Here is an 18,002-nt window from a genome sequence, read left to right as displayed (position 1 = left end):
GGCGCAGAGCGCCGAAAGATTTGTAGCATAACAATGTTTAAAATGACCACCAGGTGCAGCGGACCGGAACAATAACTAACCCTTACGGAATGACACTTCATGTTGGTGTTGTCACCAACATCGGCTGGCAATCATCACTCAAAAACAACATTCTGCTCCTGAAAAACCATTTCCGTGCTCGCTTCATCCAGGAACAAAACCGCGTTGGACAAAGTACGTAAAATCGTGGAAGGATATTTTACCGAAATTTCGTCCACCAAAGTGTGGTAGACCGCCTGGGACTTGGAGGGACCAGGCACCATGCTGTAAATCGCCTTTGCCTTGAGCAGAGCCGGCACCGTGAGCGTGAAAGCGATTTTTGGCACTTCTTCCAAGGCAGCAAAACAACCTTCGTTGACCTGCTGTTGCCTGCTGGCATCGTGCAGTTCCACTACTTTGACCAACTTACTGTCATCAAAATCAGCGATAAAAGGGTCATTAAAGGCCAGATGCGTGTTTTCTCCAATTCCCATACAAGTAATGTCGGTCGGATATTCCAATAATAAAGCCGCGTACCGTTCGCACTCTGCCTCCGTATCTTCGGCACCACCGTCCAGACAGAATACATTTGCAAAAGGCACCTTGTTGAAAATTTGCTCCCCTAAAAAATAGCTGAAATGCTGTGGGGCGCCGACAGGAAGGCCGATGTACTCGTCCATGTGAAAAGCATTGACCCGTGTCCAGTCGATATCCAGCGTGATCAGTTTGGCAAGAAATTCGTTTTGGGAAGCGGCAGCGGCAAAAATGATGTTGACGGTTTCCTGCGTCTGATGCAGCTCGTTGATTTTTTCAGCCACCGTATTCGCAGCGTTCCTACCCAACTGTTCCCTGTTTTCAAAAACCCTGATTTCCAACTGGTCAGCCGTTCCTTTTCTGATAATAGACATTAAGAAGGTAATTTTAAATGAATTGATATTGATATGGTCCTTGTTCACATGCTCAGAACCTGAACTTCACCCCGGCGCGGCCCCAGAACGAATAGAATTGTTTCTGGTAGATCCTGTCACGCTCCCCGAAATAATCCGTTTGTGGCGCTTTGGTCAGGTTTTGTGCTTCCACGTAACATGAAATCTTATCGGTGATCCGGTAAGTCGCATTGGCGTCGATCTGGATCCTCTTGTTGCGGATCACGTCGGTTGCATCCTGGTCGCCGAGCAACACCGTGTAAGCGCCGTTGTAGTTGAGGTTACCCTGTATCGTGAATTTCTTGTGCGTGAAAGCCAGCGACCCATTGGCAGCATGATCGGCCTGGCCAGGCAGCCGGAGGTCCTTACGGAACTGCGCATCTGCATTGGAATGGGTGTAGGTGTAATTGGCCATCACCGAAATCCCCTTCAATATACCAGGCAGGAAAGTCAGGTTAGCCTGTACATTCAGCTCCATTCCGAGCACATTGGCACTTTCGCCGTTTAACGTTCTGAACCATCTCCATCCTGTGTAGCGCTCAGCTCCTTCAAATTCATTCCCGGCCAGCGCAAACACGCTGTTATACTGAAACTTATTGATCTTTTTATAGAAAAATCCTCCTGAAATGATCCCCAGGTTATCCAGATATTTCTCATACATCAGGTCCACGTTGGTCGAAAACGCCGGTTTGAGCTGGGGGTTTCCGTCTGTTATGGTTTCACTCAGGATGCTGATCAGTCGGCCCGGGACCAAGTCCACAAAGTTGGGACGCGAGTAGCCATAGGTCAATGCGGCGCGCACCAGCGAGGATTTGTCAATATCGTATTTGAACTGAACGTTCGGAAGGACCTTCAGGTAATCGTTGCTTTGCTCGTTGGGCGTAGTCGACACCCAGTTTCCATCCGCGTCCGTCTGGATGATATTGCCTTTGTAGTCCACGTTGGTTTTTTCCAGCCTAACCCCGATCAGGAACATCAGTTTGTTGAACTGGATCCGGTTCATCAGGTAGGCCGAAGAAACGGTTTCCAGCGCGTCGTAATAATAGGAGTCGATGCTGTTCCTGGTTGCGGCGACATTAATCGGAAAGAGATCGGTGCCAAGGTTATCGTTGAGGAAGTTGATTGTTTTGTCCTTGTCCACCCCCAGCCCGAAATTGGTGTGCCCATCCAGCAAATCGTCGGATACTTCCGGCGTTCCGGAAAAGTTGGTCAACCGTCCCGCGTCGGCTGCGCCCGCATAGGTGGTTACGATGGTTTCGTCCGGGCGCGAGCGTGCATTATGCATGCGTTTGACCTTCACCCCGGCTTTAAAGAAAGCCGAGTTGTCGCCAATCTGGTAAGGGACGCTGGCATTTAAACGGGCAGTGAAGTTGGTGCCCTTGGTATTCCACCAGTCCCGTTCCACCGTGTTGTAAGTGTAGAGCGAAGCGTCGTTTTTCCAGTCTGTCTTGTAAGCAGACAGATAATCCGTACTGATGTCGGAGATCGCCAGCGGAATATTTCCGGTGATAAAGTTGTACGTCCCCGACCGGTTCACAAACTCGGATTTGTTCATAAAAACCCCCGCATCCAGTTTTAGCTTGCCCAATAACGTTTCTCCCTGGATATTGAAATTCAGATTACTGTTGTCCTCGGTAGCGGCTTTGATCTCATTGTAACCCCTTCCCCTCGAATTGGTATATTCCCCGTCCTCATTCAGCACATTCCGGGCAGTTTGCATCCGGGTGCGCTTGCGGTAGCGGGTCAGGTCGTTGTTGTGGGTACTGTACATGAAGTTGGCGACGATATTGGTCGTCGGGCTGAAATTGTAATCGACCGTAGCCGACGTGCCAATCCGGGTTCTCTCGTTTTCGACATACAACAGCCGGATGTCTGTAGGGAAATAAATTTCACCTTTGCCATAATCGTTTTTCTCCCAAACCTGCGCCCTGATCTCGTCATAACCGTTTTTAGTACGGAAATAGCTTCCCGTGGCGATCACGCCGAGCTTACCATTCGGGCTTTTCTCGCTAGCGAAAAACCGTTTGCCCCACGAGGCATTCCCGATGCCGTTCAGGTTGCTGCGCAGGTTGTTATAACCGGCTCCCAGGTCAACCGCAAATCTCGATTTCAACGTGGCAGCAGTCGGTGTCTTCATATTCACCACACCAGCAATCGCGTCCCCATCCAGGTCAGGCGTAAGCGTTTTGACTACCTCCATAGACGAAAGCACATTAATTGGGATCACGTCCAGTTGCGCATTCCGGGAGCCGTCTTCCTGGGTTCCCATGATCTGTTCGCCGTTCACATTGATGTTGGTAAAGTTACCAGGCGTACCGCGCATCTGCACGGTTGCACCTTCCCCGCTGCTGTTTCTGCCAATAGTAACCCCCGGCAACCGCTGCAATGACTCGGCCACATTCAAGTCGGGATAACGTCCCATCACGTCGGCAGAGATCACCTGCTTGATATTATCAGAGTTCCGTTGCTGGTTCAACGCCTTGCGTTGCCCTTCGAGCAAAGCCGTGACAGTTACCTCGCCCAGGTACAGACCAGCCGATTTGAGCTTTGCGTTTGCAAAAACAGTCTTACCTGCCACGACCCCCACTGCTTGTTCATCAGGCTGAAATCCCATGTAATTGACCGTGATGGTCTGCCCGCCGGCCGGAACATTCAGCAATGTGTAGTTGCCCGCAATGTCGGTAACGCTACCGATATTGGTCCCTTTGATAAAAACCGATGCTCCCGGAAGGATTTCTCCGTTGGCACCCGTAACCTGCCCCTTTACACTGCCGTGGCTTTGCTGTGCAAAAACGGGCGAAACGAAAAACATGAGCAAAAAAGCGCCCAGCATGCCCGCGCGGGCTCCATAGTTAGTGAGTAGTTTTTTCATAAAGAATCGAGAGCGGTTATATGTAGGATTTATTTGAATTTGTAGCCGATGTAATCTACTAGAAAGCGAAGGGCAAACGTGCTTCCGGTGTCGCGGTTGGTAAGCCACGCTTTGCCTTTTTTGAACCGGATGCGGGTTTCGAGCACCGCGCCGCGCAGGTTCGGATCGCGGTGATCCTGTGCGTACCGGTTTTTCAGGATCCAGCTGGCCGATTTTTCAATGTTTTGGTCAAATTGCTTGTAGCCATTTTGGGAAAGCTGCATCCAGACAATCCCGGCCAATGCCGTGGCTGAACCGGTGATGGATCCTTTATCCGGCTGCCTGCCGTTGAGGTAGTTATCGTAATAAATCGTCCCGTCGTTTTGCTGCGCTTTGGCAAAAACCTCGGCCGTGCGGGAAGCTGCGTCCAGGTATTTTTTCTCGCCGGTCAGTTTAAATGCCTGGATCAGCGATTCGGCATACCACAATGAAAAGCGGGGGTGAAAGGAGCTGGCTTCCACAGAATTGGGCATAAAACGCATCCAGACACCTTCCGGTCCCTGTTTTTCGATCAGGCTGTTACACAAATTGATGAAAGCGTCCTTGAACTTAGCATCCCCGGAAAACTCGAATGCATCTTTGAACAGCCAGCCTTCTGTATTGGGCCTTGAAACATCGAACAACGTTTGCTCTGCCTTATTTTTCCAGAAAGGGCTGTTTTCTTTGAGCACTTCGCCGGTTTTTGCATCAATATTATCGTAGCATATGCCTTTTTCGGCATCGTACATATTTCTCATCATCCAGTAGGCAGCCGACGTGGCGACCTTGGCATATTTGTCATTTTTGGTTACCCGCGAGAGTTCGTAAATACCCGGGGTACCATCGGAAACGGTCGCGAAAACAATAAAATCCTCGCCTATCGTATCGCCATGGTGCGCGTTCACCATCCCTTTGAGGACCGGATGGTTTTTGATTTCCAGTCCTGCCCAATAGTCGCCTCCCTTGATGGCCGCAGCCAGGTATTTTTTGTTGCCGGTTTGCTTGTAGGCGGCCAGCAGCGCGTTGACGGCCTGCCCGGTATGCCAGGGAACTTCGTACTCGTACCATTTCCCCTCGGTCATGTTATAATCACATCTCGACCTCCCCTGCTCATCCATCATCGGGCCGGAGATATACTGCGCGATCTGGTTAACAGCCAATAGGTAATCTTCCTTTTTTGCCTGTCCGTTGGCCGCTGTCGCCCAAAACAAGGCCAGGATGAACACGTACAAACGACGGCCGGGGTTATTCCACTTCATAGGTTTTATTTTTAGAATTCGTCTGATATTTATGCTTGGTGTTGACAACCTGTAGTTCGTCATTGAGCCGCATGTTGAATGTCCAGGGCACACCAGTTTTTTGGGGTATTTTTAAAAGAAATAGATGGGTGCCTTTGCTGAGGGAGACTGGTATCTTCTGCTCGGTGGCAATCTTCCCGCTTGCTGCAATCGTGGCTATTTGCTTTCCATCGCAAAAAACCTCCGTCCCAGCAGTAGATGTAACAAATACCTCGTTGACATTTTTACCGGTCACGTTCAAAGTGCAGTACGCGTAACCGGTCGCGGATTCCGTTTTTCCGAAATAGTTGCCCAGATCGATCATTCCGCCGTTTTTGGTGGCGAATTTGTGCCAGCGGTAATTTTTCCCTTTATAAGTCGCAATGCCTCCCGGGATGGGCGGTTTGTTATATTCTTCATTTTCCGAATAAAGAAATCCAGGTGCGGTACCTTCTTTCTCTGCCGGAAAAGGACCACTCAGCAGCCAGTAGGTGAAGTAGGTATGCGGTGTTTCGGAAATATCGAAACCTATTGCGTCGGGAGCCGGCAAAGTAAGCTTTCCCGGAATTGGCTTCATTACTTTCCTAAGCGCACTTTCCAGGCGAGCCAGAGCATGGATCTTGACATCATAAGTAGCCATCACCACGTCGAGCCAATAGGGTTGATTTTCTTTCAGCCAGCTTTTCCTGTAATTATTTTTTAAAACAACATACCTTTCTTTGAGACCTGTCACAGCATCGGCCGACTGGTTAACCAGCTTCTTCGCGTCCTCAGGTTTTTCGGTTTTCCAAGCAAAAGCCTGACGGTAACTTGCAGCTGCCGAGGCAAGTATCTGCCGGGAATCCATCATCAATGTGTACTGGGCAATCGAATGCGCGAGGGTCTTGCTATCGTCCGCATTGAATTCCGGTCTCGCATTCGCCAGCAGATTTGACGCTTCTTCAAGGATTTTTTTCGCTTCTGGTACCGAAGTGTTGTTCAGCCACAAAGGCTGGCCTGTTTCCGGCAGTAATTCCTGCTGCCACAGGACGTCGTTCATATTGTAGGTAAGCGGCAAGCTTCTCAATTCCAATAATTTAAAAGCGGCTTTCACATAATTGTTATCCTTAGACCCGTACGCGGCTAAACTGTACCGGCTATCAAATCCCGCCTCATTTTGGGTCGCCAGATTCCAGCTTTTTTCGGCTGCCGCATACACGCCGTACCAGTCGGCCGAGAATAGATAGGTACCTCCGTCGTCCCACAACGTCGTGAACGCGCCCGTGGCGCCCTGCGACTTTCCGGCTTCCAGGAAACCTTTGATATTGGCCTTCGCCATCACCATATCCGGGAACATCCGGTACGAATTCAGTACGCCTGGGCACACCATGAATTCCAGTCTGCGGCTGGCAAATGGCCTGATCCAATGGTCGTAGCTTTTGGCATCGCCATATTCCCAGGTCAGGTACACTACATCCCTCGGCAGCATTTCGGGGATCTTTTCGTATTGTATCGCAACATCACCCCATAGCATCATTTTCTTGTTGTGTTTTTTCAAAACCCCATACAGGAAATTAAGATGGTCGGCATAAAAGCGGTCCGCACCAATGCTGTCGATGTACGCTTTGGATTTCCCTTTGTTGAGGTCGAATGTTTCGTCACAATTGACGTTAAACCAGGGCGCATTAAACGCATCTGCCAGCTCCCCGATCACATCTTCCAGGAATTGTCTGGCTTTGGGATCGAGCGGGGAGATCAGCGAGCCGGTTTCGCCCATGGATTTGTACTGAGGCAAAGCCAGGATTTTCTCAAAATGCCCGAATGACTGAAAGCCGCCAATCAGTTTCATATGGAATCGCTCCGCATAAGCCGATAACTCCTTTATCTGGGCAATCGTCAATTTTCCATCTTTGGGTGCAAAATCCGGGTGGGAAAGCGGTTGCACGATGTGTTCGATGTAGAAGGACAGATAGTTGATCTTCAGTTCGGCCATTCTTTCGATCTGCTTTTTGATATAACCAATGGTCGAAATAGGTCCGCGGCTGATATCGTCGAAAATAACCCTGGTCGCAAAAGCAGGCCAGTCTGCAATGAAAAGCTCTTGTTTCCAGCCTGCTCGCGTGAGCTGGCGCAAGGTCTGCAATCCGTAGAAAAGTCCGGTTTCGGTATGGGCGGCGATCGTTATTTTTCCGGAACGGGCTTGTAAAAGGTAACCTTCTGCTCCAATGCTATCGCGGTAAAGTTTTGATTTGGCTAAAAATGCCGTGTCGGCGGAAAGGATATCTTTGAGAAAAACGAGCTCAATAACCTGTTTTTGATTTGCAGAAACTCCTTTCAATTCAGGCAAAAATGTCTCCCAATGCGCTCTCAGTCGCTGTATTTGCCCCGCGTCCAAACCTGTTACCTTAAAATCCGCCGAAGCTGAGAAAGCCATTGGATTTCCTCCCTGCGTTACCACCTGGGGAAAAGGTAGTACCGGCAGCACTTTGGCGACTGTATCGGCATATTGGATCGTCGCAACATTGTTATAAGAATTCAATTCCTGACCTTCACTTGTCACCTTCACTGTAATCTGATTCCGGCCGGCTTTTGGATTGAAATCGAAACGGACTTTCTGCACACGTGGTACCAGATCATTTGGAGCTTCAATAGGCGCCAGTGCGACACTATCAGCATTCAATTCATTTACAATCAGATATACCATCGACTTACCCGATTGGGCATTCCCAATGTTATGCACATCAGCTTCAATACCCGGCTTACCCGCATTGATCAAAACCCTTATATCCCTGGCCGCAATTGCAATATCTGGTAACGACGTTTCAGTGGGTTCAAGTAGCTTTTCCCTATCTATCGTGACCACCACCTCACTTCTGGCCGGAAGGTCAATCCGGATCACCCCAACCCGCTCCCGGATCGTAACCAATTCCTCGTGAATCAGCTTCTCGGCAACCGTATCATCGTTTTCGTCCATTCCAACACTTAGCTTGTACACACCGGGTGCCAGCATCCAGGTATTCATCTCCACCTGCCTGGCGCCCCCCGCGTTGTAAAGCGAAACAAGCGCAGCAGATCGATCACCTTTCCTGACGAATACCGACACATTTCTGCCTGTATTTTTCCAGGTCGCTACCAATGCCGGATATTCAAATCCCCTCCCGAAATGTCCTGTGTACATGCCCGTCAGCAGGTCGCTTCCCCGCACATATACGCGGTCAGTGAATTTTACTTCGCTGGTCAGCAGCGGGAAATTGTAGCGCAGGGAATGCAGGATCTGGTCAAAACCGCCGAGCAGTTCCTGCATGTCGCCGGTCAGCTGGTACTTGTTATAAGGCGAAGCATATTGGCTGATCAGCTGGTTATATTGCTGATCTCCGCTCAGTTTGGCGGTCATGGCAAATAAGTTGCCAAACGGATTTGCAGCCGCTATTTTGTCGTCTCCTCCTGTCGTCAATGTTTGTTCTACCCATTTCAGCGAGCCGGCCTGGGCTGTTTCCGTCTCTTCATCCTGGCGTGTCATCAACTCTGCCACCTTATTGATCGGGTTAAGAAAAGATTTGTCTCCGGTCAGATCGTGCATGCCGTTCAGGAAACTGTAAAGCTCTGCGATGTGCCCCAGATGGTCCCATTGATAGTAATTGTACCGCAATCCGGGATCGTACCATTTCTTGGAATTCCCTCCGATCGACTCATTTTTAAAAGATATAGCGGACGGAATGATGCCCGCAGGTTTGCCGTTTTCTGTTTTTTCTGCATCGGCTACCCATGCATTTGCCCATTCGGAAAACTGGCGGATCAACACCGGGTTGCGGTTGTACCAGGCAGCCCATAATCCGGTGAGCAATGCCCTGGCGTTCAGCGGGACGTCCACGCCGTAAGGCGATTTTTCCAAAGCTTCTGTCGCAGAGAAATAGTACGATTTGAAATGCCTGTGCCCTAAATGGGTAATTCCCGACCAGACTTTGTCAAAATTTTGCATGCTGATCATCGCGCGCTCCACATAGGAAGGGTCACCGTATCGGACCAGGAACATTCCTGCGTGCGAATCCCTAAAAAGCTCTGCTGCGTGTTCGACATCGTCTATCTTTTTATCGTAACCCCTTACAAGTTCCCCGCTGTTCCAGATCCCGTCGGCGAGGCGGGTATAGCCTTTACGGGCGGTTTCGTCATCTGCACCCACGATAGCGGGCAGCCACCAGCGGAGCATTTCCACGTCATCGGCGTACTTGCCGCCCAATTCCCCGTTTGCAGCCTGGCGCTCGTTCACCCACCAGTGAATTACTTTGAGCATACGCCCCATCGCCTCCTGCTGGAGTCTGGCCCATTCCGGCGCACCCTGCATATCCGCATCCGAAATATATGGATCCTCAATCAGGTCGCCTTTGTACATCTTAATCAGCCTGTGATCAGGAAAAATCTTCGATAACTCACTGAAAAACGTGGGCGCCTTGCTTTCTGTAAGCAACTCATTGTCTTCTTTATAAAGCCAATAATGTATTTTGGCCAAAAGGTAGAGAGACTTAACAAATATTGGAGATGCCTGATCAACTACGACCTGATCCAGCAGATCGACCGCCGCATACATGCGCTGTATCTGGTTCATCCTGGTTTTCCGTACCTCAGCCGACCAACCTGCCTGCTCGTAAAATGTGGTGGCAATGATGTGTTTTTGTAAGATATCCAACCGGCTTTCCAGCGTTACATTTCCCGGATCATTTCTGAGTTGTTTCTCCAATGACAATGCCGCCGAAGTCATTTCGGATAAGTCTGTCTCGGGTCCTTCGGTAAAAGCATTTGCAGGCCAAGCCGCTACCGGCCTGCATTCCAGGCTATAAATACCCGCTAATTGGGTCAGTCCGGTGCCTTTTACTTTTACAATTGCCCCGCTCTTTCCAATCGCCACTTTCCTGCGGACAGAGCGATATGGAAGCCGGTACCATGGAACTGTGATCGTTGCCAAAGGGCTGTCGTTCACCGTAATTTCCATAGGCATTGCCTGCTGTCCGGGATAGCCCACTGTTAGCGATACAAAATACTCGCCCGGCGGAACATCAGCCTTAAACACCAAGCTACCCGTACCTATAATCCCATCGCGGAAAAGCGAATCAGGAATTCGGTTATACAGGGTATCGAATGCGTGCAGGGAGGCCGAGAGCCACCCGTAGCCGCGCTGTTTGGAATAATTGGTGGCCGGTGTTACGCGAACAAAACCCTTTTCGACCTGGGAAACTGTAGAGCCCATATCGAACAAAAAATGGTCAGCCTGTCTTCCGTTCGCATGACAGAAGGTCAAAAGTGCTCCCACGAGCAGACCGATGGTTTTGACTAACGACAATAGATATACGTTAACTGAGTTGTTACTTTGATTTTAAAATTTAGTCCAGTCTGGCCCTGATGCTTTTCGAAGATCCATCCTTTTGGAGAAAATCCTCCGAAGCTTTGCCTTTGTTTTTTGCCGACACCAGTCCGTCCACACTATTGCGTACGAGCACCGACTTACCTGCCTGTTTTGTATCTATGTCGAGAATGGTGAAATCTTTGGCATCGTCCACAAAAAACGCGGGACGCTGCTCCGGTTTTACCACAGACATACTGATACCCGACATCCTGAGCCCTTTCACATGCCGGATAAAAAATCCAAATGCCGGAAGTGTGCCAAACATTGTTCCTTCCGGGTACAGCTCTTCCAGTTCCTCGATTTTTCGTGTTACGTCAGCGGTTACCCCTCCTCCGGCAAACTCGATGCGAATATTATTGAATGAGACGTTCTCAACGTTTGCTTTGGCGATACCTGAAATTGAGCAGCCCGTCGTCCCTGCGCCGGTAGCGACCACATCGGAAATGCTGATGTTGCGCATGGTCCCGGGCCTGGGCGCCTCTGCTGCTGCGATGTACTTCCGGGCGCGGTTGCCGAGCCTCAGGAAAAGCGGCACTTCCGGGCCGTCGATCATCAGGTTATTGACTGTAATATGCTCCATCACCCCGCCATCTACGATCTCCATCGCCAGGCCGCCGATCCCGGCGGGTTTGCCGTAAATGGTCGTTGTTTTGGCCGATGGCCTGATCACACAATTTGAAATCGCAATATTGCGAAAGCCCCCGACAGATTCCGTACCGAATTTAATGGCGCTGCAATGGCTACTCAGGACGCAATTGGAGATCACAATATGCTCGGATATGAGCGGTGAAGTACTTTTGATGGTAATCCCGTCGTCATCCGAATCGCCTATAATGTTGGAGATCGTCACATCGCTGCAGCCGTCGATATCCATCATATCGTTGTTCTTATTGGAATGGTTCCAGATGCTGATGCCGTCGATGCGCACTTTCCGGCAGCCTAAATAATGCTGCATCCAGAATGCTGAATTTCGCAGTTGTACGCCAGTCACCGAAACGTTTTCACATCCTGCGAACCAGAGGAGATAAGGCCTGTTTTTATACCGGTCGGGTTTTTTCAAAGTAGCGGTCACAAATGCGGCACCCTGTCCGTCAATCGTCCCTTTCCCTTCAATAGCCACGTTCTTTTGGTTTTTACAAAAAATCATCGCCTGCCTTGCCCAGTCCTCACCGTAAAAGTGAATCCCGGAGTCCTGATAAGGGTAAAAATTTGCGGAGGGTTGCCCGAGCAAAACTGCATTTGCCGACAGGTGGAGGGTTACGTCACTTTTTAAGTGAAGTGTACCCGTCAGGTAAGTGCCTTTGGGAATATATACAGTGCCCCCTGTGATGGTACAGGAGTCTATGGCCTTTTGGATGGACACCGCATTGTCGGTAACGCCATCCCCCACTGCACCGAAATCGCGGATATCGTACTGTTGCGCCGTCAGGTTTCCGGCAGAAAGAAAATAAAATGCCAGAAGCATTATCCAACCCCACACAGCAAATGGTTTACCAGGCGCATTCATTCATTTTTAATTTAATTCATTCGTAAAATAAACTCCCTTTGCCCATCAGGCAAGTCGTTGCTTGAGCCACCGTACCGTTCCGAGATACGCCTCATCCAAGTCACGGATCTCAGTCTCTGCCCCACCTACGTCAATCGCAAGCCTTCCTGTGAAACCCACCTCCCGCAACACGGAAAAGAAGATGTCCCAATTGATATTTCCGCTGCCGGGTGGAAGATGGCCAGCCTTTTGGCCTGTATTATCCGAAATATGGATGTATTTAACCTTATTCCCCAACCGGATCAAACTGAGCGGCAGATTTTCCCGTATCAGAAACTGGTTTGACGTATCCAGGTTAAACATCAGGTTAGGCGCACCGACTGCTTCGGCAAAAAGCAAAAAAGAGTCGACGGACGGTGTCAGACAACCTTCACAAGGGTGGAGGTGATAATCGAGCCCGTAACGGGCGGCCACTGCGCATAGCGAACGGTACCTGCCTGCCAGATCTCCCCAATAATGCTCCCAGCGAGAAGCGGGTAACGGTGGCAGATTATAGACTTCGCTGCCGCTGTAATGGCGCATGACGGGCATATTGGCAGGATATTGGAGCGGTAAAAGCGGCCCATTGTCCAATACGCCCTCTGACCCGAAGAACCGGGCTGTTTCACAGCCCATTTCGAATAGTTCCAGACACGCTGCCTGTCCGGCCGCATCCAAGTCGGAGCCTAATTGCGGCAGTACGATGCATAAAACGGGCACGACACAACCCTGCTCTTCGAGCGATTCTTTGATGTTATCTTTATGCCTGAAAAGATATTCGATGTTGTTTTTACCAATTCCTTCGAGTTCAATGGACGAAAAACCCAGTCCGGACATTTCCCGTATATGGCTTACCGTATCCTCAATAGGCGGCGGGTACCCATATCGTGAGATGATATAGAGGTATGCACAACATATGTCAACAGGGTTATTCATATTTTTTCTTCTCCAAAGATTTCGTGCACGTGCACGAAAAATGTCTAAAATAAAATGTGCATGAATTTCTCACTGGCTTACCGGGCTTTTCGCCGGGGTGATCGACAATCGTGCACGTGCACAAAATTAAAATAAAAAAAATAGCGACCAAATTATTTATCGTCTTTTTGAAGATGATTTGTATAAAAGTGTACAGGAAGGCCTTTTTGACAATTAATCATTTATGGTTTTGGGAAATCAGGGTTTGCCATGAAGCCACTACTTCTCTAAGGCAATCCGGTAAGTCACCGTTTGTGTGAATCCTTCCTTCGGCGGGGCGATCGCAATTTCTATCGGGAAAGCTTTAATTGCCGGGTAGGGCGTCCAATAATGTTCAGCATCCCTGCCCAAGATCAGCTTGCCACCTCCACCGATCGTGAAAACAAAATTTCTCTTCCCTCCTTTTATAGTAACTGTCTTGTCATTGACCTGGTTGATCTCCATTCCTGGCTGCATCACGAAAGGCTCGGTAATGGTCACCGTCGGAAAGGCGTCATGGTATGTCAGCACCACCTTTTTTTCTATCAATTCGTCAGTGAAAGTATAGGTGATCGTATAAGCGACACCGCCATTGATCCAATCCCTGTTTTTTAATTCACCATTAGCCCGCACACGAAAACGGCCATTACCCAGCGCGGTGGCACCCATATGCGCGTCGAACTCAAACAAATTGCTAAAATATCCGATGGAATCCTGGTAGGCAATCCGTGGCGTGAGGCATTTGACGCCGGGCGCTTCGGGAAAGCTCATGGGCTCTGGCCGGGAATATTCGGTTACGCTCGATACCTGCAATGCGCCGTGTCCTTCCACCCACAAGTACGATAGTGTGCCTCCGTCGGGCCGGAACATGTATTTGCTTTTAGAGCCCGCCTTCTGGTCTTTATAGCGATAGCCTGTCATTGTGGCCATGAAATTCTTTGTCCGTACCTGTGCTACATCCACGTTGTCAAAATATCTGACCCACCCAGTCTTTTCCGTCGGCAATGCCTTGTACTGCCTGTTTTCTTTTTTCTCGAACTGATAAGCCAGCGCGAGGTTTTTCGCCTTGGTGAAAGTGGGGTAAATGCAGGGCTGCTCCTTGAAAACACGGTCATGGTGGGGGCCGTAGCCAATCAGACCGCCCGGAAGGATATTCTCACGCAAAAAAAGAAGGTTTTTATACGATGCGCTCGCGTAGCGCTGGTCTTCATCCGAGAAGAGCGCAAACAGCGCCTGACATCCATCCGAAGTAGCCCCGCCATACATGGTCCATTTATTGGACCTGATGCCCCAGGAGTTATCGACCGAACCATCCGGGTAGATAAAATATAAATGCGTTTTCAAAGCATTCCGTACCCGGTTGCCCACCAGTGTATCGCCCATGATGCTGGCATAAAGTCCCAGCCCCCAAAGCGACATTTCCATTTCATAACCAAGGTCAATGCCTAGTTTGGCACCAATCCCCCTGCCCCCTTCGCCATTGATAAATCCTTTTTCATCCATTTTGGAAACCGTCCTGTGCGCAAGCTCGCGCGCACGGGTGCGGTAGCGTTCTGTCCCAGTCAGCTGATGTGCTTTGGCCAGTGTAGCGGTGGTGGTGGCCACATAGTTGATACTTGCAAATTCTGGTTTCATTACCTGGTAAAGATAGTCGGCGGCCTTGGAGATCGCAGTGAGCCATGAGGCTTTCTCGTGGCTGTCCAGCTCACCGGAAATGACGTCATAGGCCATCAGCAGCATCAGTAACTGGTCCGTGGTGGTACCGGTCCATGCTTCGGGCGTCTCTTTCCAGCTGCCATCGGGTTGTTGCTGCCGGATCAGCCACGATGCGGCGTTCCTGGCACCTTTTAGATACCGCTTTTCGCCAGTGATCCGGAAGGAAACCGCAAAAGGGAAAACGGCCTCCGCCGCCCTTGTATGCAGTACATCGCAAGTATTGCATGCCAGAGCCCCACAATTGGGCTGCTCCTCCCCATCGATTTGCAGATCCAGCAATGTCCCCGAAAGTCTCACCAAGGTGGAGGCATATTCTTTCTTCATGGATAACGACTGGGGCAAGGCCGCCCGGGCCATGCACATAAAACCGATCAGCAAAAAAATACAGCGGTACCTCATTTGAAAATACAAAATTGTGCACGTGCACGAGATGAAATTTTAAAAAAATAAACCTGCTAGTTTCTGTAATATCTGTAATTGGCGCTGGTAACGATATCGATGGGCATCAGATAGTCATCCTGGACCGTCGTGGAGAACACCAGGTATTGAAACAGGGACATTACCCCGCGATAACCTTGCTCCTGCGGTTTTTCGCAAAGCAGAAAATCGATCACCCCTCTTTTCAGATAGTACAGGTTTTTGTCCAGATAATCATAACCAATCAGAACGATGTCACTTCTTCCTGTCGATTCCAGCCATTCAGCCACCAGCGACACCCGGGAATTGGTCACATATATGATGCCGATCTGCTTGTTTTCTTCCAGCAGTGCGGTAAGTCTTCCGGCCACGGCTGCATAACTGGTATCGGTCATATTCAGGTGAACAAGCAGGTCTTCCGAAAGCTTTTCCCTGAAATAGGCGAGAAATCCATCCTCCTTGCGCAGTATCGCCACATTGTTTTCGATCTCCCTGGCGATATTGACAATCATTGCCTTCTGCGCCTCCTTCAGGCAATAGTGGACTATTTGCCCGGAAAGATAGCCGCTGTCGAAGAGTTCGGGCCCGATATAACAAAGTCGCGGATGATCGGGAATGTCCGAGTTCATCAGTACGCACGGGATCTTCTTCTTTTTGCAAAATTTCATCAGCGTGATAGACTCTTTCTCAAACGTCGGCGTGATCAGTACACCATCCGGGGCGTTTTCCATGATCCGGTTGACCTGTTCAGCAAACACGGACTGGACATTCTGGTCGAAAAAGTAATGTTCCACCTGAACCCCATATTGCCTTATCTCCTGGTCGGCTTTGTTGATTCCCTCCAACGGTGCCTTCCAATACTCGGTTTCCTCCGAAATGTCGGGCAATAAAACAGCCAATCGCAGGGTTCCCCTGGATGTCAGGGCAAGTCTGCGGGCAAGTACGTTTGGCTGATAGTTAAGTTCTTCAATAATTGCGTTAACGCGGTTCCTGGTTTTTACGGCCACCCCCGCCCTATTGTTGATTACCCGGTCGACTGTCCCGAGTGAAACGTTCGCCCTGCGTGCAATTTCCTTGACGCCGATCAACGAATTGTCTTCTTTTCCTTCCACAACATTTAAACCATTGAATACCGGCCAAATATAAACAATCGGCTGATATTTCGTGATGGCTGCCCGGATCACCCGTCCTGTTTGACTTGCGACAACCGACGCAGGCGCATTGAAACAGGTAGCCCGATTTTACCACCTCAATCGATTCTGTATCTGCAACTTGCAAAGTTCCTGTTCTTTTTGCAACTTTATTCGGGTATGCCCTTTTACCTCCGTATAAAAAAGAGTTGTTAAACGTTTTGCTGAATTCCAGACTGCCAGGTCTGCCAATTACATTTTTTATTTCCAAAAAAAGGCAGGCAGCTGGTATTCCATAGCTGCGATGGACTCAAAAAAAAGACGATGATCATGAACTCGTTAATTGGCCGCGTTAACAGACACTACCTTCTTTTATTTTCCCTGTCGCTGATCCATGCTTGCCGGCAAGAGAAGCCATGCGATCTGGCCATCATCAATGCAAGTGTATTTAATTCAAAAAACGGTACCGTCATAACGCATCAAAGTATTCTGGTCAACGCCGATACGATTGCCGGAGTCGTGGATAGTAATGTCCCGGTTAAAGCCAAGAGAACAATCGATGTCGCCGGAAAGCTAGTTGTGCCCGGCCTGATTGACACCCATATTCATCCACAACATGTGTTCGGAGATTACGATGCAGCCCCAAAATTCCTGAACAAGCATACAAAAACGGATTTCAGAAAACTACTTTCCGATAAATACCTGCCCTGGGGTATCACCACGGTCATGGTTATGGGACAGCCGGAAGCCTGGATCGATGCCATATTGGAATGGTCGGCAAAGCCGTCGGCCCAATACCCGGATATCTATACTACCGGTGCCGCACTTATTTCTGACGAGGAGCGCGTACCTTATATCGGGCATACCGAAGTTAAATCCCCTTCGGCTGCCAGGGAAAAGGTCTTGGACTATTACAACCGTGGGATCAGGCATATAAAGCTATATTGGCGTTTACAAATGCCCGAGTTCAAGGCCGCTTTCGATACCGCCGACAGTCTGGGCATAAGCACATACGCACATATTGACCAGCATATTATGGTAATGGACAGTACGCTTCAGGCTGGCCTCAAAAATTACGAACACTTGTTCACCATCCCGATGAGCGCGATCCAGGATAGTAGTATTCCCCGATTTATCGCGTCGCTGGACCTTTACTACGGAAAGGATAAATGGCAGGAACTGCCATTCTTCGAGAACACCATAGAACTTGTAAATTATGTAGTGACGAGCAGTCCCAAAGAGCTGGATCGTCTGCTTGGCGTACTGGCCAAAAACAAGGCTACTTTTTCAACCACACTGCATTTGTTTGCCGAAAAATTCGGGCAATCCTATTTTTCCAATGCGGACAACAGGCCTGATCCTGCGTGGAGCAAGGAACGCAGGTCACATTATGACAGCTGTTTCAGGTCATTGCTAGAACTGACGAAACGGGCCTATGCAAAAGGCATCAAGATCAGGATTGGCACCGATTGTCCCAACGGCGGCAAAGCGCTGCTATCGGAACAGTTATTACTGGCACAGTACGGTTTCAGCGTTCCCGCAATCCTGCAAATTTCGACCATCAATGGGGCAACCGCGCTCGGCCTGGAATACAAATACGGTTCGATTGAAAAAGGCAAAAAGGCAAATCTGGTTATTTATGAGCAGAATCCTTTAAAGGATTATAAGAATTTACGCTCAAAAAGGACCATCATCAAAGACGGGATTGTATACAGGAATACACTTCATTCGTCCGGTTTGACGGAGCGGTAGGGAATGGATGACCTTCGGCT

General features: G+C 49.5%; 9 protein-coding genes. 1 reads left to right on the top strand and 8 read right to left on the bottom strand.

Annotated features, from left to right (window positions below; translation table 11 throughout):
• Window positions 1-134: 134 nt before the first annotated feature.
• The 8 genes from AC1XUF_RS00910 to AC1XUF_RS00875 all read right to left on the bottom strand — a co-directional run bounded on the left by AC1XUF_RS00910 (window position 135) and on the right by AC1XUF_RS00875 (window position 16,284).
• Window positions 135-926 carry a glucosamine-6-phosphate deaminase gene (locus tag AC1XUF_RS00910; protein WP_483339678.1) on the bottom strand — a complete coding sequence of 264 codons (792 nt, stop codon included), beginning with the start codon at window positions 924-926 and terminating at the stop codon, window positions 135-137.
• 52 nt (window positions 927-978) lie between these two features.
• Window positions 979-3,816, bottom strand: a complete 2,838-nt coding sequence (locus tag AC1XUF_RS00905) for a TonB-dependent receptor (RefSeq protein WP_483339677.1) — start codon at window positions 3,814-3,816, stop codon at window positions 979-981.
• Window positions 3,817-3,845: 29 nt separating this feature from the next.
• Window positions 3,846-5,093, bottom strand: a complete 1,248-nt coding sequence (locus tag AC1XUF_RS00900; RefSeq protein ID WP_483339676.1) for a hypothetical protein — start codon at window positions 5,091-5,093, stop codon at window positions 3,846-3,848.
• Complete coding sequence (locus AC1XUF_RS00895) at window positions 5,080-10,425, bottom strand: glycoside hydrolase family 20 zincin-like fold domain-containing protein (RefSeq protein ID WP_483339675.1); 5,346 nt, start codon at window positions 10,423-10,425, stop codon at window positions 5,080-5,082. The genes AC1XUF_RS00900 and AC1XUF_RS00895 overlap by 14 nt, the downstream gene beginning before the upstream one ends.
• A gap of 40 nt (window positions 10,426-10,465) precedes the next feature.
• A complete protein-coding gene (locus AC1XUF_RS00890; RefSeq protein WP_483339674.1) occupies window positions 10,466-11,995 on the bottom strand; it encodes a glycoside hydrolase family 28 protein in 1,530 nt (509 codons plus the stop codon).
• Window positions 11,996-12,040: 45 nt separating this feature from the next.
• On the bottom strand, window positions 12,041-12,949 hold the full coding sequence (locus tag AC1XUF_RS00885) for a sugar phosphate isomerase/epimerase family protein (RefSeq protein WP_483339673.1): 909 nt from the start codon (window positions 12,947-12,949) through the stop codon (window positions 12,041-12,043).
• A 258-nt stretch (window positions 12,950-13,207) separates the two neighbouring features.
• Window positions 13,208-15,007, bottom strand: a complete 1,800-nt coding sequence (locus tag AC1XUF_RS00880) for an ulvan lysase-like protein (RefSeq protein WP_483339672.1) — start codon at window positions 15,005-15,007, stop codon at window positions 13,208-13,210.
• A gap of 131 nt (window positions 15,008-15,138) precedes the next feature.
• A complete protein-coding gene (locus AC1XUF_RS00875; RefSeq protein ID WP_483339670.1) occupies window positions 15,139-16,284 on the bottom strand; it encodes a LacI family DNA-binding transcriptional regulator in 1,146 nt (381 codons plus the stop codon).
• Between the two features lie 276 nt (window positions 16,285-16,560).
• Here AC1XUF_RS00875 and AC1XUF_RS00870 point away from each other — a divergent pair, with 276 nt between their 5' ends.
• Window positions 16,561-17,982 (top strand): amidohydrolase family protein, encoded by a 1,422-nt coding sequence (locus AC1XUF_RS00870; RefSeq protein ID WP_483339669.1) that lies wholly within the window; start codon window positions 16,561-16,563, stop codon window positions 17,980-17,982.
• The last annotated feature ends 20 nt before the right edge of the window (window positions 17,983-18,002 follow it).

The sequence above is a fragment of the Dyadobacter sp. HNCC25DJ185 genome (genome assembly GCF_056895195.1).
This window is presented reverse-complemented; position numbering and strand designations above follow the sequence as displayed.